Origin of the sequence: Rhizobium sp. BK376 (assembly GCF_004341625.1) — a bacterium.
Classification (GTDB): domain Bacteria; phylum Pseudomonadota; class Alphaproteobacteria; order Rhizobiales; family Rhizobiaceae; genus Rhizobium.
In genome coordinates this window covers 100,794-122,319 of sequence record NZ_SLZG01000016.1, presented here as the reverse complement: position 1 = coordinate 122,319, position 21,526 = coordinate 100,794, and the positions used below count along the sequence as shown (strand labels likewise).

The following is a 21,526-nucleotide window of genomic DNA, read 5'->3' as shown; positions in this document are numbered from 1 at the left end:
TCAGAAGACCTTGGAGAACTGGTCGATGTTCGAGGCATTGTAGACAAAGGGATCGGACATGGCGGCTTCGCCCTTGTCGTCAACCTTGATCTTGCCCATGCGGCCGGCATTGATTTCGCTGCCCGGCTTGCCGTCGGTCTCGCCCTTGACGAGGCGATAGGCGATCTGCGTTGCAGAATAGCCAAGATCGATCGGATTCCAGATGGCGAATTCCTTCGTCGCGCCGGACTTGATCGCACCGGCCATTTCAGACGGCAGGCCGAGACCGGTCACGTAGACCTGGCCGATCTTGCCTGCGTCCTTGACGGCCTGCGATGCAGCGAGAACGCCGACGGTGGTCGGAGCGACGATGACCTTGACTTCAGGGTGCGAGGTCAGGAGGCCCTGGGCTTCGCGATAGCTCTTGTCCGAGAGGTCGTCGCCATAGACCGTCGTGACGAGGTTGAGGCCCGGAAAATCCTTCAGCTGCTTCTTCATTTCGCCGATCCAGATGTTCTGGTTCGTCGAGGTGGTGGTTGCCGAAAGGATTGCGAAGTCACCCTTGCCGCCATCCAGATGGTCGGCTGCCAGCTTCAGGCACATCTTGCCAATCAACTCGTTAGAGGATGGGTTGAGCTGAAGGATGCGGCCATCCTTGTTGACGCCGGAATCGAAGGAGATGACCTTGATGCCGCGCTGCTTTGCCTTCTTCAGAGCCGGAATGACGGCGTCCGGATCGTTGGCGGAAATCTCGATCGCGTCGACGCCCTGGGCGATCAGCGAATTGATGACTTCGATCTGGCCTTCGGCCGTGGTCGTCGTCGGGCCGGTGTAGATTACTTCTACGCCGCCGAGTTCCTTGGCGGCTTCCTGCGCGCCCTTATTGGCAGCTTCAAAGAAGCCGTTGCCTAGGGACTTCACCACCAGACCGATCTTGATGTCCTTGGCGCTTGCCGAGCCAGCGACCATAATGGCGGCCAGCGCCACGCCGATCGCGAGTTTCTTTGCAATATTCATAATTCATCCTCCCACGTTGATAAGACTGCTCCCACCCCTTCCGTCCCCATTCAGGCGACCGAAGAGGAATCCTCCGTCCCCGATTGCGGCGTCACGCTCGAAACGACGAGCGAGACACCTGCATCTTCGATCATTCTGACGGCTTCTTGAGAAATTCCGTCATCGGTAATGATCGTCGAAACGCGATCGAGCGAACACAGTATGAGGCTCGATCGGCGATGGAACTTGCTGGAATCGACCATGACAACCAGCTCGTCCGCCTGGTGCATGAGCTTTTGCTCGCTCTGGATGACCAGTGCGTCCGATTCCATGATGCCGAGCGGGCCCACGCCCTGTGCGCCGATAAACATCCGCCGCGCATAGAAATTGCGGATGGTGTCGTTATCGAACGGCGACAGGATCAGGCTCTGCTCGCGATAGATCGCGCCACCCGGGATCGTTACCGAATTCTTCGAATGCTTCACCAGATGTTCGGCAATCGCAAATGAGTTGGTCATGACCTGCAGCCGGTGGGCCGCCATGAAATGCACCATCTGGAACGTCGTCGTGCCGCCGTTGATGATGATGGCATCGCCGGGCTCGCAGAGATCGACGGCCTGACGCGCGATTGCGCGCTTTTTATCGATGTTGACTGCTTCCGACACTCTGAAGGGTCGGGCTGCCAGATTTCCAAGCTGAGGAGGGTGCACGGCTTCCGCGCCGCCGCGAACGCGCCTGATCTTTCCCTGCACATGCAGAGCTGCAATATCGCGCCGGATCGTCGCCTCGGAAGCCTCGGTCAATTCGGATATATCCTGAATCGTGACCACGGACTTTTCCTGTACGGCGCTTAGTATGATGCGATGGCGTTCCCGTTCGTGCATCGGCTCCTCCCTGCGTCGCTTATTTCTCATATATGACAAAGTGTCAATCAAAAACGATCATAAATTTTCATATTGCGCTGCACAATTATCGATTTTGATCGTTTTCGATTGACAACGCAGCTTTCCATGAGCGATACCGTCAACGAAATAGACGCGGCGAGGCCTGCGTTTGCAAAAGATTTTGCTATGGGAGGATGACATGGCGGCTGAGGTTCGGCTTCTCGAAAACCGTTGGGATGATAAGCATGCGGCCGGCCTGGATGAGCCCGGCAAGCTGCTCTATCGCTCGAATCTGCTCGGCGCAGACAAGCGCATCACCAACTACGGCGGCGGTAACACCTCTGCGAAGGTAATGGAAACCGACCCGCTGACCGGCGGCAAAGTGAAGGTACTCTGGGTGAAGGGCTCGGGCGGCGACGTCGGAACGATCAAGCTCGACGGCTTTGCGACGCTTTATCAGGACAAGCTCGATTCGCTCAAAAGCATCTATCGCGGTGTCGAGGATGAAGATCGCATGGTCGGCTTCCTGCCGCACTGCACGTTCAACCTCAATGCCCGCGCCGCATCGATCGACACGCCGCTGCATGGTTTCGTACCATTCACACATGTCGACCACATGCATCCGGATGCGATCATCGCGATTGCGGCGTCCAAGAATTCCAAGGAATTGACGAAGCAGATTTTTGGCGATGAAATCGGCTGGCTGCCCTGGCGCCGCCCCGGCTTCCAGCTCGGCCTCGATCTCGAAGCTTTCGTCAAGGATCATCCTGATGCAAAGGGCGTCGTGCTGGAAAGCCACGGCCTGTTCACCTGGGCCAACGACGCGAAGGCCTGCTACGAACTGACGCTTCAGATCATCAACAAGGCGATCAAGTGGTTTGCCGAGCAAACTTCGGGCAAGACCATCTTCGGTGGCGCCGTGACCGAAAGCCTTCCGCTGGCCGAGCGGCGCGCGATTGCCGCCCGCCTGATGCCCGAGGTTCGTGGCCGCATAGGCAAGGCGGAACGCAAGCTTGGCCATTTCGATGATCAAGACGCGGTGCTCGAATTCGTCAATTCGAAGAGCCTGCGTCCGCTCGGTGCGCTCGGCACCAGCTGCCCCGACCATTTCCTGCGCACCAAGATCCGCCCGCTGATCGTGGATTTCGATCCCGCCAAACCGGATGTCGATGCGGTGGTTGCAAGCCTCGACAAGGCGCTTGAAGACTATCGTGCCGATTACGCGCGCTATTACAACGACTGCAAGCATGACAATTCGCCGGCGATGCGTGACGCGAATCCCGTCATCTTCCTCGTTCCTGGTGTCGGCATGCTCTCCTTCGCACGCGACAAGGCAACGGCTCGTATCGCCAGCGAATTCTACGTCAACGCCATCAACGTCATGCGCGGCGCTTCGACCGTCTCCGAATATCAGGGCCTGCCGGAGCAGGAAGCCTTCGACATCGAATACTGGCTGCTCGAAGAGGCCAAGCTGCAGCGCATGCCGAAGCCGAAGAGCATGGCGGGCAAGGTTGCCTTCGTCACCGGCGGCGCCGGCGGCATTGGCCGCGCGACTGCGGCCCGGCTGGTTGGCGAGGGCGCTTGCGTCGTGCTTGCTGATATCGACGCTGCAGCGCTGGAAACCACGCACGCCGATTTCGTCAAGAGCTACGGCGCCGATGCAGTGCGCAGCGTCAAGCTCGATGTGACCAAGGAAGATGCGGTCATCTCATCTTTCGCCGAGTCCTGCGTCGAATTCGGCGGCATCGACATTCTGGTCTCGAATGCAGGAATCGCATCCTCGGCACCGATCGAAACGACCGAACTGTCGATGTGGAACCGCAACATCGACATTCTGGCGACCGGCTATTTCCTCGTCTCCCGCGAAGCTTTCCGTCTCTTCCGCAGGCAGGCGCTCGGCGGCAACGTCGTCTTCGTCGCCTCCAAGAACGGCCTTGCCTCCTCGCCGAACGCGGCTGCCTATTGCACGGCCAAGGCGGCTGAGATCCATCTCGCCCGCTGCCTCGCGCTCGAGGGTGCTGATGCCGGTATCCGCGTCAACACCGTCAATCCGGATGCCGTTCTGCGCGGCTCGAAGATCTGGAACGGCGAATGGCGAGAACAACGGGCCGCCTCATCCAAGATCGAGGTGGACGAGCTGGAAGAACATTACCGCAAGCGTTCGATGCTGAAGCTCAACGTCTTCCCTGAGGATATTGCAGAAGCGATCTACTTCCTGGCTTCGGACCTGTCGGCCAAGTCGACTGGCAATATCATCAACGTCGACGCCGGCAACGCGCAGAGCTTTACGCGGTAGTTTCGCGCAAGGGGTTGCCCCTCACCCTAACCCTCTCCCCGCTTGCGCGGAGAAGGTGCCGGCAGGCGGATGAGGGGCATCGCCGCAGCAGGAAAAGAATGGGAGGAAACCGATGGCCGAATTACGAATTGCTGCCGACCTTGTCGTAGCCGAAAATGACAAGCGCGCCGCTGCGCTGAAATCAGACTATGAAGCGTTGGGTGCCAATTTTGCGCGCCGCGGCATCGATATCGAGGCAGTCACCAGGAAAGTCGAAGATTTCTTCGTGGCGGTGCCTTCCTGGGGCGTCGGCACGGGCGGTACGCGATTTGCCCGTTTTCCCGGCACGGGCGAGCCGCGCGGCATCTTTGATAAACTTGACGACTGCGCCGTCATCAACCAGCTGACACGGGCGACGCCGAACGTCTCTCTGCATATCCCCTGGGACAAGGCGGATGCCAAGGAGTTGAGGGCAAAGGGCAATGCGCTCGGCCTTGGCTTCGACGCGATGAATTCGAACACTTTTTCGGATGCGCCGGGGCAGACACACTCTTATAAGTATGGTTCGCTCAGCCACACGGATGCCGCCACCCGCGCTCAAGCTGTCGAGCACAATCTCGAATGCATCGAGATTGGCAAGGCGATCGGCTCGAAGGCGCTGACGGTCTGGGTTGGCGACGGCTCGAACTTCCCCGGCCAGAGCCATTTCACAAAGGCTTTCGAGCGTTACCTCGCATCCATGGCCGATATTTACGAGGCGCTGCCGGATGATTGGAAGATCTTCACCGAACACAAGATGTACGAGCCGGCCTTCTACTCGACCGTGGTGCAGGATTGGGGCACCAACTATCTGATCGCCCAGACGCTTGGCCCGAAGGCATTCTGCCTCGTCGATCTAGGACATCATGCGCCGAACACCAATATCGAGATGATCGTCGCCCGCCTGATCCAGTTCGGCAAACTCGGCGGCTTCCACTTCAACGATTCCAAATACGGCGATGATGACCTCGATGCGGGTGTGATCGAGCCCTATCGCCTGTTCCTCGTCTTCAACGAGCTGCTGGATGCCGAACAGCGCGGCGTCAACGACTTCAATCCGGCGCACATGATCGACCAGTCGCACAATGTCACCGATCCGATCGAAAGCCTGATCAACAGCGCCAACGAAATCCGCCGCGCCTATGCGCAGGCGCTGATCGTCGACCGCAAGGCCTTGTCCGGCTATCAGGATGAGAACGACGCCATGATGGCGTCGGAAACGCTGAAGCGTGCCTACCGCACCGACGTCGAGCCCATCCTTGCGGAAGCGCGTCGCCGTGCAAACGGGGCGATCGATCCGATCGCAGCATATCGCGCCAGCGGCTATCGCAAGAAGGTTGCTGCGGAGCGTCCAGCATCCGCTGCTGGTGGCGGTGGTATCGTCTGAGAGAGACGTTCAATGGAACCGGCCGCTGCCTCCCGCGCTATCAACAGGAAAGGGCGCAGCGGCCGATGGATTCTTAGGGCTTCACGGTGAAGCTGTAGTTTCCATTGGTCTTGTGGCCATCAGTCGAAAGCGCATGCCATTTGACGGTGTAGACGCCGGCGGGAAGTGTACCCGAGACAGGCACGACCAGCATTGTATCGTCAGCGGCGCTAAGCTTGGCGTCACCCGTCTGTACTTCTTTCCCGTCTGGGCCGGTTACGGCTATCCCGGTGAATTTGATGTTCAATCCTTCCGAGAATTTGAGATCCAGCTCAGCCGGCGATGCCTTTACGGTGCCGTCCATTGCCGGCGTCGCGGATTGAAGATGGGCATGCGCCAGTGCCTGACCGGCAGCGGCGACGCTCAAGACGGATGCGACGCTGAATATACGGATGAATTTCGACATGGGTATTCCCTTGTGTTCGTGGACACGGAGGTCCGTTTGTATGGCGGTCGGCAGCCGGCTCATGAATATTCAGGCACCGCCGGCCGAAATGGGCTGAGATCAAGGGCGATCGGACCGAACAACGGTCGAGTGCCTTGTGTGCTGTCGTTTAGGAGAGATGTGGCTTTGCCCTTCCTGCGGAGAGGACAGCCGATCGTTCCTCGCGTCTTTAGCTTTGCCGGATGTGTTCAGGCGGTCGATGCGCTGCACCGTGCGGGCCGACAGCATCGCCTGGACATCCAGGGAATTCCAAAGAGGCTTACGGAACTAGCTCAGGTAAAATGGCGGCGCTCGGGGCGCCGTGCTGGGAGAAAGGATCCGCCGTTGCGCGACCCGAATGAAGGGTCGCATGGGTGCAATGGCCGCCGGTCGCATCCTCTCGCCGAGATTGTCGACCGGTGACGGCAGAAGCACGGAGGCGCTGATGCGGCAGGCTTCGCAGCCCTGCGCGTGAATGTGCTTGCCGCTATCCTTTTGGCTGTCATCACTTTCGCTGACGCAAAGAACGGGGAGCGTGCCATCGGGCAGGGCATAGGCCGCAACGTTGAAGGGGGTGTTCTCGGCCATCCCCGCTGGCTGATGGCCGAATCCGACGAACAGAAGTGCGAGCGCGCAGAGTATGCGCACCACCCAATGTCCCGTTTTGATCGGCCTATGCAAGCAGCTCTGTCCCCCGAAATCGTTCTGCTCTGGTAATCGTCGAAGCGCAAACACGCAATGCGGCAATATGGCCGGACTTTACATCCAATGAAGCCATGTCAGTCGAGGTGTGTCCCGATAAAAAACACTTATAGCGTGACTGCCGGCCCGACTCATTGCATAAGCGGGAACAGCCTTCACCGATTAGAGCCGAGCCCATGACGCCCAAATCCGAACGCGAGAAGATGGCAGCCGGAGAATGGTATTCCTGCCAGGATCCTGAACTTCGACCGCTGCAGCGTCGCGCCCGTGAGGCGGTGCACCAGCACAATAGTATGCCGCCGGCAGAGCGCGGCAGCATGGCGCCGGCGCTGAAGGCACTCTTTTCCGAAGTCGCCGAGGGGAGTTTTATCGAGGCGCCGTTCCATTGCGCCTATGGTATGAACATCATCCTCGGGGAGAATGTATACCTCAACGCCGGCTGCGCCATCCTCGATACGGCGCCCGTGCGGATCGGCGCTTCGACGATGCTTGGGCCCGGCGTGCAAATCTATTGCGCACAGCACCACAAGGATCCGGCGCTCAGAAAAGACGGGCTTGAGATCGGCCTGCCGGTCACGATCGGCGAAAACGTCTGGATTGGCGGCGGCGCAATTATCCTGCCCGGTGTGACGATCGGGGACGATGCAATCGTAGGCGCAGGCGCGGTTGTCACTAAGGATGTGCCGAAAGGGGCTACGGTCATCGGCAATCCCGCGCGGCCGATATCCGTCAAATCATAATTCCGGACAGCAAAAAGGGCCGCTGCTGGCGGCCCTCCATGAGCTTTGGTCTTGTGAAAGACCCGGACTGCACATAGCAACCCGTAGGAAGGTTGGCTTAGAGCGAGGGCTGCCTCGCAATCATTACCTTAACTCCCATGTCCTTCACGAGCACCGAAATCTCATTAGACATTGGATCACCTTCCTTTCGTTACGTTTCAGATGATTCAAACATAGGCCGATTCTCCTGACATGCAAGCGTTTGGCGGGATTATCCGTCGATGCCGGGGTGGCGTGTCGCTATATCTCATTGTTTTCATCTTGATTCCTGACGGCGTTGATCGTTAGCTGCGCTTATCGATTTGGCGTGGGAAGCGCCGCTCTGGGAGGAGCAAGATGAGCCTTTACGACAGTCTCGACCAACGCTTTTCGGCGCTGATTCACGGATCCGCCAGGCTGGAGCAATTGTGGACCGGCGGACGCTGGACCGAAGGCCCGGTCTATGTTCCCTCTGCCCGCCACGTCATATGGTCCGACATTCCGAACAATCGCATTCTGCGCTATGACGAAGTGACCGGGTCGGCGGGCGTCTTCGAAAGCCCCTGCGGTCATCACAACGGCCACACAATCGATGCCGAAGGCCGCATCATCGCTTGCGAACATGGCAACCGCCGAGTGAGCCGACTGGAGCACGATGGGCAGTGGAAAACACTGGCTGACCGCTTCGAGGGCAAGCGCCTGAATTCTCCGAACGATGTAGTGGTCAAGTCCGACGGCTCGATCTGGTTTTCCGATCCGACCTACGGGATAGACAGCGATTACGAAGGATTTGCCGCCAGCTCGGAAATCGGCGCTTCGAATGTCTACAGGCTCGATCCTGCCGACGGATCGCTGTCCATCGTGGCGACCGATCTGGTCAAGCCGAATGGCCTGGCATTCTCTCCCGATGAAAGCATCCTTTATGTCTCCGACACCGGCGCGACGCATGTGCCGGGTCATCCGGCCGCCATGCGCGCCTACCCGGTGTCTGGAAATGGATCCAGCCTTGGCGAAGGGCGGAATTTCGCCATCTGCGATGTCGGCCTGTTCGATGGCTTCAGGGTCGATCGGTACGGCAACATCTTCACCTCAAGCGGCGATTCCGTGCGTGTCTATGCCCCGGACGGCACATTGATCGGGCGGATCCTGACGCCCGAAGGTGTCTCGAACGTCTGCTTCGGTGGCCCAAGGCGAAACCGGCTCTTCATCACCGCAACAACCTCGCTTTACGCCATCTATGTCAGTACAGGTCCTGCCGGCTTCGTGCCGCCGACCGTTTGAGGTTAAGCGCGCGAAACGCCTCAATTCGCGCGTGACGCCACCCAGTTGTGCCAGTCGCCCGGGCTGCCATTGAAGACATTGAGGTCGATATGGCCATCCACGCCGTGCGAAACACCGGAGCCGGAATACTGCCAGAACAGCCACTTTCGTCCCGGATAGACCTTGGACGGATGGGCGGCGACCGAGCGGAGCCAGAAGGGATAGTTGAGCAGTTCGCCACGCAGGTTGTCGCGATAGAAGTCCGGGGCCGTGTAGACAATGGGTCGTTGGCCGTAATGCTTCTCCAGCTTGTCCAGGAAGACCTGCATCTTTTCCAGGACTCGCGCACGCGAGATGCGCTGGCTGCAACTCGACTCGCTGTTCCATTCAACGTCGATGACAGGAGGAAGGGCACCCGCCTCCTTCGGCACGTTGCGGATGAACCAGTCGGCCTGTTCGCCGGCCGTTCGGCACCAGTAGAAGAAATGATAGGCGCCACGCTTCAGGCCGGCCTCCTTGGCCTTTCGCCAATTTTCCTTGAACATCGGGTCGAGATGATCGCCGCCATCGGTGGCCTTGATATAGACGAAATTCGCGCCCTGGCTTTGTAGCTTTGCCCAGTCGATATCGCCCTGCCAGCGCGAAACGTCGACGCCGTGAACGGCAAGCTTCTTTGGCGAGTAGGAACCGAAGTTGATCGGTTTGGCGTCTCGGAACTGGCGGCTGTAAATCCGCGCTCGGATTCCTGGCGGTGCCTCGATGGCGGGACTGGTCTGCATGATCAGTGCGACCGGCCTCTCCGACGGAACGGGTAAGCCAGGTGTCTCAATGGCGTCAGGGAATGGCTGCGCTTCCGGAGCTGGCCCTGTCCAGGCCAACTCTTTGGGCGGCCGTGCCACAGTGGAGGCTCCCTTGCCGACGTCGACCGTAGGCACCGGCACCGGGAGGCGGACGGAGCCGGTCGTTTCCGGTGACGGCTGCTCGCTCACGGCGACTTCCGGGCCTGATTTGGCGGTGCATCCTGCCATGACCAGGGACACAAGGAGCATTGCCGGCAAGATGATTGGACGCATGAAAACCCGTACGCAAAACAACGGCCGACGGACGAATCCCTGCCGCGGAAAAACACAGAGAGCAAACGCTAACGGAGAATTACCAAAAAAGGCTGAATCCAATCTTTACGATGCAGTGGACGCGGCGTTGGGGCCAAAAAATGGATAATGGACACTGTCGATCTTCGGAAAGCGTCAGCCCGTTCATCCTCAACGCAAATTGATGAGGCTTATGCACGCTTGCGCTTGCCGAACCAGCCGGTTCCGATAACTATGATATTTCAAGCCAATCGCGCTTCGCTTGGTCCTGCCTGTCGGGATCAATTTCCCTCCTGCAAGCTCGGTGTCATGCCGCGACAAACATACCCTGAAAGGCTCGGCTGATGAATGCTTCAGACTTGATGGCGCTGAACAGTGCGAGGCGCGCTCGCAAAGCCGTGGTACAGGTGACTGACCTTGCGAGTGGAAAGAGCGATCTCCTCCTGGAAGGCGAGTTGGTGGATGGTAGTCTCGGCGAGGCCGTCGCCGACAGATTTCGATCCGGAAAATCGGGCGTGGTGGAGGCCGACAGTCGATCGTTTTTCGTGAACGCCTATCTGCCTCCCGTCCGAATTGTGGTCATCGGAGCGGTACATATCAGCCAGGTGCTGGCGAATATGTCGGCGCTTGCCGGATTCGATATTCGTATCATCGATCCACGCACCGCTTTTGCCACACCGGAGCGCTTCGCCGGCGTCGATCTCGTTGCGGATTGGCCGGTTGACGTTCTCAGCGATCAACCGCTCGACCGGTACACGGCGCTCGTTGCTGTTACGCATGATCCGAAGATAGATGACTACCCGATCGGCCAGGCATTGCGGGCCGGCTGCTTCTACGTCGGAGCGCTTGGTAGCCGCAAGACCCATGCTGCTCGTCTCGAACGTCTGAAGAAAGCGGGGCTCGATGACCTCGAACTGGCAAGAATCCGTGCTCCCATAGGATTGGCGATCAAGGCGGCAAATCCGGCAGAGATTGCGGTCGCAATCCTTGCCGAGATCATCCAGTCGCTGCGCACACGAGAGCACATCTTGCCGGGCAGGAGCGAGCCATGATGGCCTCTGGTGTTCCGCAATCAAGCGATGAGGTCGGCAAGCCGCCGATATCTGTGGCCGTCGTGCTGCTTGCTGCGGGAAGGGCGAGCCGTATGGGTGAGGGCGGACCGCACAAGCTGCTTGCGGAGTTCGATGGCGTGCCTCTCGTCCGGCGTTCCGCAGAGGCTGCGGTCGGGAGCGGAGCAGATTCTGTGATCGCGGTGACGGGCTATAGGGCAGACGAGATCGTCGGGGCTCTTTCCGGACTGAGGGCTGTTTTTGCTCATAACGCCGATTTCGCCTCGGGCATGGCGAGTTCACTGATTGCAGGTTTTTCATGTGTCGAGGCCCGTCAGGCGGACGGAATCCTCGTCATGCTGGCCGATATGCCCGGCATTACGACGGAGGATTTACGGTTGCTGTTGGCTGCGTTCCGCGGTGCGGGCGGCAATGCAATTGTCCGTGCCGTCTCGCGGGGTAAGCGCGGCAATCCGGTCATTCTGCCCCGCGCGGTTTACGGCGAGGTTATGCGGCTTAGAGGGGATGTCGGCGCGCGGCATATCATAGAGGGCTCGGGAATCCCGATTATCGATGTCGATATAGGCGAGGCAGCCCACCTCGATGTCGATACGCCAGAGGCGGTCGTTGCTGCTGGTGGCGTTCTGAAAGCCTGATCACGAGCTTGGAAGCGATGCATGGCCAGCGCGACATGCGATCTGGCTGAAGATGGGAAAGGAAATGCGATGCAATTGGATTTGAACGGCAAGATCGCCCTCGTCACAGGTGGTTCAAAGGGTATCGGACTTGCCTGCGCCCGCTCTCTCGCGTCTGAGGGCGCACGCATCGTTATCTCATCGCGCTCGCAAGCAAATATCGATACTGCTCTGCAACAAATTCCCGGCGCAATCGGCTTTGCTGCCGATCTGACATCGGACGAGCAGGCCCGTGCGCTCGTTGAGAAGATCGAAGCGGAGATCGGTAGCCTGGACATCGTGATCAATAGCGCCGGCGCTGCCCGACGTACTCCGCCGGCGGAGCTGACACCAGCTGCCTGGCGGGCGGCGATGGATGCCAAGTACTTCTCCTATATCAACGTGATCGATCCGGTGGTGAAGCGAATGGCCGACCGACGCGACGGCGTGATCGTGAATATTATCGGGTCAGGCGGAAAGGTCGCGTCCCCGACGCATCTTGCCGGCGGCGCTGCCAATGCCGCGCTCATGCTGGCGACGGTTGGCCTAGCCAATGCCTATGCCGATAGCGGCATCAGGATCATCGGGCTGAACCCCGGCACGACCGAGACCGACAGGGTGGCCGAGGGTATAAGGGCTGAAGCAAAGCTTGCCGGGACCACGGAAGAGGAGGCGCTTTCACGGGCGGTCAGTCGCATCCCGCTTGGTCGGATGGCAACGCCTGAAGAAATCGCCAACGTCGTGACGTTCCTGAGTTCGGCCAAGGCAAGTTATGTGACCGGCGTGGTGGTTAGTATGGATGGAGCGCAGGTCCCGATCGTCGTTTGATCCTGACGACCTTCCGCCGGGTGCTTTCAGTCTATTGCGGGATCGACTGCATCATGATTTCGGCTCGGAGCGTCCCGGCCTCCCCTCCGAAATATGTCTTCAGCAGCTTTGGAAAATCGTCGGAAAGATAAAAATCTGTCAAGGCACGATCTACGAGGAGGCGGAAGGCGGAATCGTCTCGCCGTAATGCGATTGCGTAAGGCTCATGCGTGAACAGACGATTACCGATCTCAAGTGCCGTAGGATTGCGAGCGCGACTTGCCAGGCTAATAAGAAGAGCCCGGTCAGCGAAGTATGCGTCGATCCTGTGATCCTCCAGCGCTTTGAGCCCGTCTTCATGGGTCGCGAAGTCAGCAACCCGCGCTTCCGGTATCCCGGTGCCGAGCGCGCCGCGCAGCGTAGTGCCTGTCGTCGTGTCTGCGCGCACTCCAATGCTGCTGTTTGACGTCGGCCGTGCGTCCACCGCGCGTACCGAGGGGCTGTCGAGAAAGAGTATCTGGAGATAGTCCGGCGAGTCCTTCCGCAGGAGGGCGCTTGCGCCCGTCACGAAGATCGGCTGGGAAAAATCGACGGTTTCGCGCCTGGTAAGATTGACGGTCAAGGCGCCACATAAGAGATCGATGCGTCCGCTCTTCACCGCTTCAAAGCCGTCGGCCAGTGTGGTTTCGACGTATTCCCGCTTGATATTGGGAAGGCTGCGTTTGGTTTCGTCACTAATCTTCCGGCAGAGATCGATGGTGTAGCCGCCGGGCGTGCCATCCTTCTTCTTGGAGGAGAACGGCGCCTCGTCTGCTATGTAGCCGATCCGAATAGCCCCTCTTTGCGCGATGAGATCGAGGGTCTGGGCCGCCATGGCCGCATAAGACGAAAAGCAGAGAGCAACGCCGGCTAAAATCAACCGTTTCATGCGTTTGGCCAGGTTGTGCTGCACTGTTCCTGCATCGGCATGATCTTTATCTCCGAGGATCAAGTCGGTGGCGTAGGGTGCGGCAGAGCTTATGAACTGCTTGCCATTTGTCAACGGTCGCCCTTCTTCTCATCTCGGACGCGAAGGGCCTTGGCACGAGAAAAATAATACCCTCCATATACAACTCAAAGAACCGGCTATTCTTCGAACATTTTACCGCTATGCGTCTCGAGCCTGTAACGATGGCCGGGATAGATCAGCCTGGCAATTGAGACGATTTCCTTTCCCGACCATGTCCGCCGCCGGATGGTGAGACACGGCTCGCTTTTGAGGATCGTCAGAAGCTTGCATTCCCAGCCTTGCGGCATCGCCGCCTCGACGACATGTTCAGAGCCGCTTAGCGGTGCCGCTGCCGTCAGGTACGCGTTGGGCGTCAGGGAGGAGAAGTCCTGTTCAAGGTAATCCGGCGCGGCGGACGGATTGACGAAGCGATCTTCGATTTGCACCGGTACGCCATTCTCGCTGTGAACGATAAGCGAGTGAAAAACCGGATCTCCTATGTTCAATGCTAGCCCGTCTGCCACCTCAGGGGATGCGGTTTCCCGCGCAAGAACAATAACAGTCGCCTCGTGGACATGGCCACGCTCGGCTATCTCCTCCGCGATATTGCGTACTTCGAATAGGGCTGAAGAGCCTTTTCGCTCCGCGACGAACGAGCCTACGCCCTGGATGCGGATAAGTTCGCCTTCGCTGGCAAGTTCTCGAAGGGCGCGATTGGCGGTCATCTTGCTGACGCCGAGTTCGACAACGAGTTCGTTTTCGGATGGAACCCGATGCTTCGGAGGCCACTCGCCACTGTGGATCCGATCGAGGATCATTTGCTTGACGCCCGCATAGAGCGGACCATTATCGTTTTCCGTCAGCTCGCGTCTTCGATCGGTGGGGCGTCTCATTGCCTAATCCTTGTGCATGCGCGAAATTGGCCTATAAATCGACTTGCCACTTGCATAACACAAATTTTATCATATGGTACCCTATACAACTTCCCGATCAATCCGGCTAGCCTATGTCGGTGCATGAGCGGCAAGCCGGCAAAGACCGGCGTAAATATTGAAACGGCCATTTCGATCTCAAGAGGAGAACATAGATGAAGATTAAACACGCCCTTCTTTCCGGCGCGCTTGCGCTCTCCGTTCTTGCCGGCCCCGCCGCCCAGGCGAAGGACTGGAAGACCGTGACCATCACGCTCGAGGGCGCCTATGCGCCTTGGAATATGACCAATTCGGACGGCACGCTCGGCGGCTTTGAGCCGGAACTCGCCAAGGTTCTTTGCGAACGCGCGAAGCTCGATTGCAAGCTCGTAGCGTCCGATTGGGACGGCATGATCCCGGCGCTGAACGCCGGTAAGTTCGACGTGATCATGGACGCACTGTCGATCACCGACGAGCGCAAGCAGGTCATCGACTTCACCGTTCCCTATGCCGCGACGCCGGCCGCCTTCGCGACCGCCAAGGATAGTCCGCTGGCAAACGCTGCCGGCACCGGCGCGACGGTTACCATGACGCCCGGCCAGACTGGCGTTAAGGAAATCGCGGCGCTGAAGGAAGCCTTCAAGGGCAAGACCATCGGCATCCAGGCGGCAACCGTCTATGCGAAGTTCATCTACGACAACTTCGGTGATGTCGCCACGATCCGTGAATACAAGACCGGCGCAGACCGCGACCTCGACCTGCAGAACGGTCGTATCGACCTCGGCTTCGACGACGCCGTCTATTTCCAGACTGCTTTCGACGCCGCCAACGGCGCTCTCGTCTTTACCGGCCCGCAGGTTGCAGGCTCGATCTGGGGCGTTGGCGAAGGCCTCGGCGTGCGCAAGGCCGACACAGACCTTCGCGATATGCTCAGCGCAGCTATCAAGTCGGCGCTGGCGGACGGTACCGTGAAGACCCTGTCGATGAAGTGGTTCAAGACGGACGTTTCGCCGAAGGAATAATCGGTCGCCGGCGCATCGGGATCCGAGGCGCCGGCTTTCGGCTTTGATGCCGCAATTCGCATGTTATGCTTGCATACAAAAGAAAACTGACCACTCGCTGCGGGGAACGAATGCGATGGCGACACTGGAATTGATCGGTTTCGGCTCGACCGGCTGGGGCGCACTGCTGTTGTTGGGTGCGTTGATGACGCTCTGCGTCACCGCAGTCGCGTTGGCGATTGGTGCAGTTTTCGGGACCATCGTCGCTTCGGCCAAGCTCTCGGGCAACATCATTCTCGTAACGCTTGGAAACGTCTATACGACCGTCTTTCGTGGCGTACCGGAACTGCTGATCATCTATCTCATCTATTTCGGCGGATCGACGGCCGTCACCACGATCGGCAAGGCGTTGGGCTACGAAGGCTTTCTCGGCCTGCCGTCCTTTGCTGCTGGCGCACTTGCCGTCGGCATCATCTCGGGCGCCTATCAGGCCGAGGTTTTTCGCGGCGCCTATCTCGCAATCTCGAAAGGCGAGCTTGAAGCCGCTTCCGCGATCGGGATGCACAGGGGGCTGCGTTTTCGGCGTATCATCATGCCGCAGGTGCTGAGACTCGCCATCCCCGGTATGGGCAACGTCTGGCAGCTCAGCCTGAAGGATTCTGCGCTTGTCTCCGTGACCGGCCTTGCCGAGCTAATGCGCACCAGCCAGGTCGCGGCGGGCTCCACACGACAATATTTCCTGTTCTTCATCGTCGGCGGCGCGCTCTACCTGATCCTCACAAGCCTTTCGGATCGGGTCTTCAATGGCGCCGAGCGCCGCGCCAACCGCAGCATGCCTGCCGCGATGGGCCAGGCCTGAGGATCGATCATGGATTTCGCCTTTCTCAGCCAGACGATGATCACCCTGCTTCAGGCGCTCCCCATGACGCTTGCGCTGTTCATTTGTTCCATCACGATCGGCGGCCTTCTAGCGCTCCTGATCGTTTGGATGCGGGTGGGCGGCAACCCGTTCCTATCGTCGATCGCCAAGGGCTATATCTTCGTCTTCCGCGGATCGCCGCTGCTCATCCAGATGTTTCTGATTTTCTACGGGCTCGCCCAGTTCGGCATCATTCGCTACGGCCCGCTCTGGCCGCTGCTGCGTGAGCCTTTTGTCTGCGCCGTACTGGCGCTGGCGCTCTGCACCGGCGGCTATACGGCAGAGATTTTTCGCGGCGGTATTCGCGCCATCTCTCCGCGCGAGATAGAGGCGGCGCGATCCATCGGCATGTCCGGCTTCCTGCTCGTGCGCCGGATCATCGCGCCGATCGCCTTTCGGCATGCCTTGCCCGCCTATTCGACCGAGATCGTCCTGATGATGAAATCGACGGCGCTTGCAAGCCTTGTCACCGTCTGGGAAGTGACCGGCGTGGCGCAGCGGCTGATCTCACACACCTACCGGACGATGGAGGTCTTTCTCTGTGCGGCCATCATCTATCTCGCTTTGAACTTCATCATCCTGCAGGGCCTGGCCCTGCTCGAATATTCTCTTTCGCGACATCGCCGCGCGGTCCCGCCGGCGCTGAAGGCGTGAGGGAAGACTGAATCTGATTGGAGCTTCCATGCCCGGCGTAACCCGACTTTCGGTCCGCAATATCCGCAAGAGCTTCGGCACCCACGAAGTCCTTCGCGGCATTTCCCTCGATGCAGAGGATGGCGACGTGATCTCGCTTCTCGGCGCTTCGGGCTCGGGAAAATCGACATTCCTTCGCTGCATCAACCTGCTCGAGACCGCCACCGATGGCGAGATCTGGGTCGATGGTGAAGAAATCCGCATGGTGCACAAAAACGGCAGGAGCAAGCCGGCGAGCCAGAAGCAGGTGGATCATATCCGCTCAGAACTCGGCATGGTGTTCCAGCAGTTCAATCTCTGGTCTCATATGACGATCCTGCAGAACGTCATCGAGGGGCCAGTGCATGTCTTGAAGCGGCCGCGCGCCGAGTGCATCGCGGAAGCCGAAAAGCTTTTGCAAAAGGTCGGTATTTTCGAGAAGCGTCACGCCTATCCCGCCCATCTTTCCGGCGGCCAGCAGCAGCGCGCTGCAATCGCCCGCGCACTCGCCATGAAGCCAAAGGTCATGCTGTTCGACGAGCCGACCTCGGCCCTCGATCCCGAATTGGTCGGCGAAGTGCTGCGCGTCATGCGCGCGCTCGCCGAGGAGGGCATGACGATGCTCGTCGTCACCCATGAAATGAGCTTTGCCCGCAACGTCTCCAACCGCGTGGTCTTCATGCGCGAAGGGTTGGTCGAAAGCAGCGGTGCTCCTCAGGAAATGTTTGGCGGTGGCGCCTCGCCGGCCTTCCGGCAATTCATCGGTCATTTCGGAAGCGGTCAATGAGCACTGTCACCATCGATGACCTCGTCACGTGGCGGGACGTGGCGCGCGTCGGCGCAGGAGACGCGCTGGGGCTGTCGCCCGCTGCTTGGGATCGGGTCCAAAATGCAAGCAGGATCGTCGAGCGTATCGTCGAAAGCGGTGTGCGGGCCTATGGTATCAATACCGGCGTTGGTGCTCTTTCCGACACCGTGGTAGACAGGGCCTCTCAGAGCCGCCTGTCGCGCAATATCATTCTAAGCCATGCCTGCGGCGTTGGCCCGCTTCTGGCGCCGCGCGAAGTTCGCGCTATCATCGCGGCACAGATCGTCAATTTTTCGCATGGCCATTCCGGTGTGCGGCCAGAGATCATCCGTCATCTGGCAGCCTTTCTCGAAAAGGACTGTATCCCGGATGTCCCGTCGAAGGGCTCCGCCGGCTATCTGACCCACAATGCCCATACAGCTTTGGTCCTTATTGGTGAAGGAACCGCCCATGTTGGTGGCAGGTCGTTTAATGGCCGCGATGCGCTTGAGGCCATTGGTCTTGAGCCGCTGGTGCTGGGTGCCAAGGAGGGTCTCAGCCTCGTCAACGGTACGGCCTGCGCAACTGGGCTGGCTTGCGTCGCGATTGCACGCGCAGAGCGGCTGCTCGATTGGGCGGATGCTATCGCCGCCCTCACGCTTGAGGCCGTGGGCTGCCAGATGGCGGCCTTCGATGAGGCTGTCCTTGCGCTGCGGCCATCGAAAGGGATTGCAGAGGTCGGCAGGTCGCTTCGCAAGCGGCTCGCAGGCAGCGGGCTTGTGGCTGCCGCCCATGGCAAGCGCACACAGGATGCGCTCAGCCTGCGATCCGTCCCGCATGCACACGGGGCCGCGCGCGACGTGTTCGAAAACAGTGCGGCGGTCGTCAATCAGGAACTCGCCTCCGTCACCGACAATCCCGCGGTGTCAGGCACGCCGGAAAATCCCGTCGTGTCATCGGAGGCACATGCGGTCGCTCCGGCCCTCGCACAGGCGGCCGACAGTCTTGCAATCGCAATCGCGCAGATATCGGCGATGAGCGAACGGCGCATGGACCGGCTCGTCAATCCGCTCGTGAGCAGCTTGCCGCCGTTTCTCGCGAGTGACGCGGGCAGCAATTCCGGCTTCATGATTGCGCAATATACGGCTGCGGCGCTGAGCAACGAGAGCCGCCGGCTTTCGGCTCCGGCCTCGGTGGATGGCGGGCTGACCTCAGGTCTTCAGGAGGATTTTCTGGCGCATCCGACGGCGGCCGCGAACAAGCTTTTGTCCGTTATCGACAATGCCGAATATATCCTCGCGATCGAGCTGATGGCGGCGGCTCAGGCGCACGATTTCCTGACATCGATGGCATTGCGAGCAGACGGCACGGACAGGATTCATCGGGCTGTCCGTGAACGCATACCGCACTACGCCGACGACCGGCCGCTATCGCGTGATATGGAAACGTTGCGCACGGTCTTAAGCGAGACGCCGCCGCCTGCGTTGGACTGAGCGAAGGACCGGCCGCGTTGTCAGGCGACTGGCTGCCCGATGGCAATCCCCCCACTTGCATGTGCTTCGATCAGGACTGGCCTTCGCCCCCGCCGGCGGCCAGTGCGGCTTTCTGGACAGCCCTGTTATGGGACGCCGATGCTGCGGCTGCGCTGGCGGCCTTCTCCTCGCCTCCGACCTGGACGGTGGGCTGGGCGAAGTCTATACCGTTAGTCCTGAAAGCATCACGGATCATCGTATAGGCGCGTCGGCGGACCGCCGACTGATGTCCGGGATGTGCGGTAAAGGCGAAGCTCAGCTCGATCCCGAAGTCGCCGATCTGTTCGACGCCTTTCATCTTGACCGTCTGAATGATGAAGGGTGCCAATTCCGGGTCTGCCATCATCTCGGCCCCCACACCCTTCACCAGCCTCTTCACCTGGGCAATGTCGGTGTCGAAGGGGACGCGGAGCATGAACTTGTCGATAACCCAGTCGCGGCTCATGTTCTGAACCGCTCCCAGGGATCCAAAGGGCACGGTGAAGATGGGGCCACGGTGGTGGCGCAAGCGAACGGAGCGAAGGCTGAAGGATTCGACCGTTCCCTTGTAGCTGCCGCTCTGGATGTATTCGCCGACGCGGAAGGCATCGTCGAGCATGTAGAAGATGCCACTGATGACGTCCTTTACCAGCGTCTGCGATCCGAAACCAATTGCCACACCAAATATGCCGGCACCGGCGATGAGCGGGCCGATCTGAACGCCGAGCTCGGCAAGCACGGTCAGCGCGGTGGCGACGAGCACCAAGACGGCGAGCGCGTTCTTGAAGATCGGCAGCAACGTGGCGATGCGATGCTGGCTTGCAGCCTCCTTGCCTTCGACGGAAGGATCGGCTGAAAATGTTTTGAGTCTTTTGTCTATGAAGGCCTTGGCCATTTGCCAGACAAGATCGGCGATGAGCAGGATGATGATACCCTTCAACAGTCCGTGGACGATTGCGCTCAAGGTTGGATCCTGATGCGCCAGCGATTCTGGATTGAGGTGCCAGACGACGGCCAGCCATCCGACCGCCAGTGCTATGACGCATGCGCGACTGCCACGGACAAAAAGGACGGTTTTGATATCGTCGCCGGGCGACCCGTCTGGCGGGGTGAGGGCTTCTGCCACGGTTTTTCCTACTGCCCTCAAAATGGGAGGCAGTATCAGTATATAGATACCGATCCAGACAAGACCCTTGAGGCTGAGGCACCAGAGCACCCAGATGCCAAGCAGCCAAAGGCTCAATATGCCTTTGGTCGTTCGCGATTGTTTTGACGTCCGCCATATCGCTTCCATTGCGATCAGAAAGAGGATGGCCGAGAAACAGAAGGAGATCGCTTTGGTGACGGCGGGATCGACGCCGAGCGGCGGGCCAAGCTTGGCGGTGGCGGTCGCGAAGGCCAAAACGCCTATGAAGAGCAATACCCGCCGGCGCAGCGGACCGCTATCGACGATGAAGCCCGTGACAACGGAAAGGCAACGATATGCGATGAAGGCGAGCAGATAGGCCAGGAGGGCGGTGCGGGCGAGCGGAGGCCAATCAAAAGCGAAGAAAATCAGCCCAATGACGACCGTGAAAACACCGATCGGAATAAACTCGGACAGGCGGCTTGTGGTGGCGTTGGCCAATTTTCGAGATCGCGAGGCGTAGAGACGGAGAAACAATCGCTCTATGATGATCCCGATTGCGACCATGATAGCGAAAATAATCATGACAGGTGCGTAGCCGTGCGAGATGGCGTCCGCCCTTGTCCGTGCGGACGCGGCGGCGATCTCGGATGGTATTCTCGGAATTGCCGAAACGATCTGGTTGACGCTCGCGCGCGTCTGTTGATCCCAGTCCTGGAGATCGGTGTCGGCCTTGGCGGCCGGCGAGGCCGCGGCGGTCGAAGGTTTCTGGCTGTCCAGCCATGCCTTCATCTCCGGATCCTGCAGCAGACGCACGAGATCGTTGATCTTGGCTTGAGGGGGTGCAGCACTTTGCGCCTGCGCGATCGTCGGGAAAAGAGACAGAAAAAGGACGATCGCCAGCCATCTCATCTCGTCACCTCCGGATCGAGGGTTGATTATTCGTGCCAACCCTAAAGTCGATTGGTATCAAGTCCGCCGGCAAGGACGGCCTCGCGGACTTGTCGGGAGTGCCGATCTGACTGGTGTTGTGATAACTCCGAAGCTTCAGGAGATCGGTGGTCCGGTCGGTATGGTTGTCTTCCCCGAATGCGACCATGTGGGCAGTCGCAAAAGTGATCGATGCGGCGATCGTCACAGAATTTATCTCCCCTCTGCCGGTGCATTATTAGATAGCACGAATTCTACGGCAGCGGGAGTATGTTACGGTAAACGCTGATGTAACGGCGGAAGGCATTTACGCTGCC

General features: G+C 59.4%; 20 protein-coding genes. 12 read left to right on the top strand and 8 right to left on the bottom strand.

Annotation, left to right across the window (positions count from 1 at the left end):
- A complete protein-coding gene (gene rhaS / locus EV561_RS27255; RefSeq protein WP_132526408.1) occupies positions 1–996 on the bottom strand; it encodes a rhamnose ABC transporter substrate-binding protein in 996 nt (331 codons plus the stop codon).
- Positions 997–1,046: 50 nt separating this feature from the next.
- Positions 1,047–1,859 (bottom strand): DeoR/GlpR family DNA-binding transcription regulator, encoded by an 813-nt coding sequence (locus EV561_RS27250; RefSeq protein WP_132526406.1) that lies wholly within the window; start codon positions 1,857–1,859, stop codon positions 1,047–1,049.
- A 199-nt stretch (positions 1,860–2,058) separates the two neighbouring features.
- On the opposite strand from EV561_RS27250, the gene EV561_RS27245 reads away from it, so the two are divergent.
- Complete coding sequence (locus tag EV561_RS27245) at positions 2,059–4,155, top strand: bifunctional rhamnulose-1-phosphate aldolase/short-chain dehydrogenase (RefSeq protein ID WP_132526404.1); 2,097 nt, start codon at positions 2,059–2,061, stop codon at positions 4,153–4,155.
- Positions 4,156–4,267: 112 nt separating this feature from the next.
- The gene (gene rhaI, locus EV561_RS27240) at positions 4,268–5,560 is read left to right on the top strand and encodes an L-rhamnose catabolism isomerase (RefSeq protein WP_132526402.1); all 1,293 of its coding nucleotides are present in this window, start codon (positions 4,268–4,270) and stop codon (positions 5,558–5,560) included.
- 73 nt (positions 5,561–5,633) lie between these two features.
- On the opposite strand, the gene copC is transcribed toward rhaI, so the two are convergent.
- Both copC and EV561_RS27230 read right to left on the bottom strand, forming a co-directional pair.
- A complete protein-coding gene (gene copC / locus EV561_RS27235; protein ID WP_132526400.1) occupies positions 5,634–6,005 on the bottom strand; it encodes a copper homeostasis periplasmic binding protein CopC in 372 nt (123 codons plus the stop codon).
- A gap of 306 nt (positions 6,006–6,311) precedes the next feature.
- Positions 6,312–6,671, bottom strand: a complete 360-nt coding sequence (locus EV561_RS27230) for a hypothetical protein (protein WP_245512967.1) — start codon at positions 6,669–6,671, stop codon at positions 6,312–6,314.
- A 230-nt stretch (positions 6,672–6,901) separates the two neighbouring features.
- Here EV561_RS27230 and EV561_RS27225 point away from each other — a divergent pair, with 230 nt between their 5' ends.
- Entirely contained in the window at positions 6,902–7,465 is a 564-nt protein-coding gene (locus EV561_RS27225; RefSeq protein WP_132526396.1) for a sugar O-acetyltransferase, read from the top strand.
- Between the two features lie 375 nt (positions 7,466–7,840).
- Positions 7,841–8,764, top strand: coding sequence for an SMP-30/gluconolactonase/LRE family protein (locus EV561_RS27220; protein WP_132526394.1), 924 nt, complete (start codon positions 7,841–7,843; stop codon positions 8,762–8,764).
- A gap of 20 nt (positions 8,765–8,784) precedes the next feature.
- On the opposite strand, the gene EV561_RS27215 is transcribed toward EV561_RS27220, so the two are convergent.
- Positions 8,785–9,816, bottom strand: a complete 1,032-nt coding sequence (locus tag EV561_RS27215; protein WP_132526392.1) for a GH25 family lysozyme — start codon at positions 9,814–9,816, stop codon at positions 8,785–8,787.
- A gap of 362 nt (positions 9,817–10,178) precedes the next feature.
- On the opposite strand from EV561_RS27215, the gene EV561_RS27210 reads away from it, so the two are divergent.
- The 3 genes from EV561_RS27210 (at position 10,179) to EV561_RS27200 (ending at position 12,385) form a co-directional block, all read left to right on the top strand.
- Positions 10,179–10,886: an XdhC family protein gene (locus EV561_RS27210; protein WP_132526390.1), complete on the top strand. Its 708-nt coding sequence runs from the start codon at positions 10,179–10,181 to the stop codon at positions 10,884–10,886.
- Positions 10,883–11,539: a nucleotidyltransferase family protein gene (locus EV561_RS27205; protein ID WP_132526388.1), complete on the top strand. Its 657-nt coding sequence runs from the start codon at positions 10,883–10,885 to the stop codon at positions 11,537–11,539. The genes EV561_RS27210 and EV561_RS27205 overlap by 4 nt, the downstream gene beginning before the upstream one ends.
- Before the next feature lie 69 nt (positions 11,540–11,608).
- The gene (locus EV561_RS27200) at positions 11,609–12,385 is read left to right on the top strand and encodes an SDR family oxidoreductase (RefSeq protein ID WP_132526386.1); all 777 of its coding nucleotides are present in this window, start codon (positions 11,609–11,611) and stop codon (positions 12,383–12,385) included.
- 31 nt (positions 12,386–12,416) lie between these two features.
- On the opposite strand, the gene EV561_RS27195 is transcribed toward EV561_RS27200, so the two are convergent.
- On the bottom strand, positions 12,417–13,292 hold the full coding sequence (locus EV561_RS27195; protein WP_132526384.1) for an amino acid ABC transporter substrate-binding protein: 876 nt from the start codon (positions 13,290–13,292) through the stop codon (positions 12,417–12,419).
- Positions 13,293–13,489: 197 nt separating this feature from the next.
- Positions 13,490–14,245, bottom strand: coding sequence for a histidine utilization repressor (gene hutC / locus EV561_RS27190; RefSeq protein WP_132526382.1), 756 nt, complete (start codon positions 14,243–14,245; stop codon positions 13,490–13,492).
- Positions 14,246–14,439: 194 nt separating this feature from the next.
- On the opposite strand from hutC, the gene EV561_RS27185 reads away from it, so the two are divergent.
- From EV561_RS27185 to hutH, 5 genes are all read left to right on the top strand, one after another.
- Entirely contained in the window at positions 14,440–15,285 is an 846-nt protein-coding gene (locus tag EV561_RS27185) for a transporter substrate-binding domain-containing protein (protein WP_132526380.1), read from the top strand.
- 115 nt (positions 15,286–15,400) lie between these two features.
- Positions 15,401–16,123, top strand: a complete 723-nt coding sequence (locus EV561_RS27180) for an ABC transporter permease subunit (protein ID WP_132526378.1) — start codon at positions 15,401–15,403, stop codon at positions 16,121–16,123.
- A 9-nt stretch (positions 16,124–16,132) separates the two neighbouring features.
- A complete protein-coding gene (locus EV561_RS27175) occupies positions 16,133–16,837 on the top strand; it encodes an ABC transporter permease subunit (protein ID WP_132526376.1) in 705 nt (234 codons plus the stop codon).
- 28 nt (positions 16,838–16,865) lie between these two features.
- Positions 16,866–17,642: an ATP-binding cassette domain-containing protein gene (locus tag EV561_RS27170; RefSeq protein ID WP_132526374.1), complete on the top strand. Its 777-nt coding sequence runs from the start codon at positions 16,866–16,868 to the stop codon at positions 17,640–17,642.
- Positions 17,639–19,135: a histidine ammonia-lyase gene (gene hutH, locus EV561_RS27165; protein WP_132526372.1), complete on the top strand. Its 1,497-nt coding sequence runs from the start codon at positions 17,639–17,641 to the stop codon at positions 19,133–19,135. The genes EV561_RS27170 and hutH overlap by 4 nt, the downstream gene beginning before the upstream one ends.
- Positions 19,136–19,205: 70 nt before the next feature.
- Here the strand turns inward: hutH and EV561_RS27160 are convergent, their stop codons facing one another.
- The gene (locus EV561_RS27160) at positions 19,206–21,191 is read right to left on the bottom strand and encodes a mechanosensitive ion channel family protein (protein WP_132526370.1); all 1,986 of its coding nucleotides are present in this window, start codon (positions 21,189–21,191) and stop codon (positions 19,206–19,208) included.
- Positions 21,192–21,526: the final 335 nt, after the last annotated feature.

What these genes read in the sequence shown, in the direction of transcription:
- EV561_RS27225 (WP_132526396.1), top strand. Translation starts at nt 6,902, where the DNA reads ATGACGCCCAAATCCGAACGCGAGAAGATGGCAGCCGGAGAATGGTAT.
- EV561_RS27245 (WP_132526404.1), top strand. Translation starts at nt 2,059, where the DNA reads ATGGCGGCTGAGGTTCGGCTTCTCGAAAACCGTTGGGATGATAAGCAT.
- EV561_RS27200 (WP_132526386.1), top strand. Translation starts at nt 11,609, where the DNA reads ATGCAATTGGATTTGAACGGCAAGATCGCCCTCGTCACAGGTGGTTCA.
- EV561_RS27205 (WP_132526388.1), top strand. Translation starts at nt 10,883, where the DNA reads ATGATGGCCTCTGGTGTTCCGCAATCAAGCGATGAGGTCGGCAAGCCG.
- EV561_RS27220 (WP_132526394.1), top strand. Translation starts at nt 7,841, where the DNA reads ATGAGCCTTTACGACAGTCTCGACCAACGCTTTTCGGCGCTGATTCAC.
- EV561_RS27185 (WP_132526380.1), top strand. Translation starts at nt 14,440, where the DNA reads ATGAAGATTAAACACGCCCTTCTTTCCGGCGCGCTTGCGCTCTCCGTT.
- EV561_RS27180 (WP_132526378.1), top strand. Translation starts at nt 15,401, where the DNA reads ATGGCGACACTGGAATTGATCGGTTTCGGCTCGACCGGCTGGGGCGCA.
- copC (WP_132526400.1), bottom strand. Translation starts at nt 6,005, where the DNA reads ATGTCGAAATTCATCCGTATATTCAGCGTCGCATCCGTCTTGAGCGTC.
- hutH (WP_132526372.1), top strand. Translation starts at nt 17,639, where the DNA reads ATGAGCACTGTCACCATCGATGACCTCGTCACGTGGCGGGACGTGGCG.
- EV561_RS27160 (WP_132526370.1), bottom strand. Translation starts at nt 21,191, where the DNA reads ATGAGATGGCTGGCGATCGTCCTTTTTCTGTCTCTTTTCCCGACGATC.
- EV561_RS27195 (WP_132526384.1), bottom strand. Translation starts at nt 13,292, where the DNA reads ATGAAACGGTTGATTTTAGCCGGCGTTGCTCTCTGCTTTTCGTCTTAT.
- rhaS (WP_132526408.1), bottom strand. Translation starts at nt 996, where the DNA reads ATGAATATTGCAAAGAAACTCGCGATCGGCGTGGCGCTGGCCGCCATT.
- hutC (WP_132526382.1), bottom strand. Translation starts at nt 14,245, where the DNA reads ATGAGACGCCCCACCGATCGAAGACGCGAGCTGACGGAAAACGATAAT.
- EV561_RS27210 (WP_132526390.1), top strand. Translation starts at nt 10,179, where the DNA reads ATGAATGCTTCAGACTTGATGGCGCTGAACAGTGCGAGGCGCGCTCGC.
- EV561_RS27250 (WP_132526406.1), bottom strand. Translation starts at nt 1,859, where the DNA reads ATGCACGAACGGGAACGCCATCGCATCATACTAAGCGCCGTACAGGAA.
- EV561_RS27215 (WP_132526392.1), bottom strand. Translation starts at nt 9,816, where the DNA reads ATGCGTCCAATCATCTTGCCGGCAATGCTCCTTGTGTCCCTGGTCATG.
- EV561_RS27170 (WP_132526374.1), top strand. Translation starts at nt 16,866, where the DNA reads ATGCCCGGCGTAACCCGACTTTCGGTCCGCAATATCCGCAAGAGCTTC.
- EV561_RS27175 (WP_132526376.1), top strand. Translation starts at nt 16,133, where the DNA reads ATGGATTTCGCCTTTCTCAGCCAGACGATGATCACCCTGCTTCAGGCG.
- rhaI (WP_132526402.1), top strand. Translation starts at nt 4,268, where the DNA reads ATGGCCGAATTACGAATTGCTGCCGACCTTGTCGTAGCCGAAAATGAC.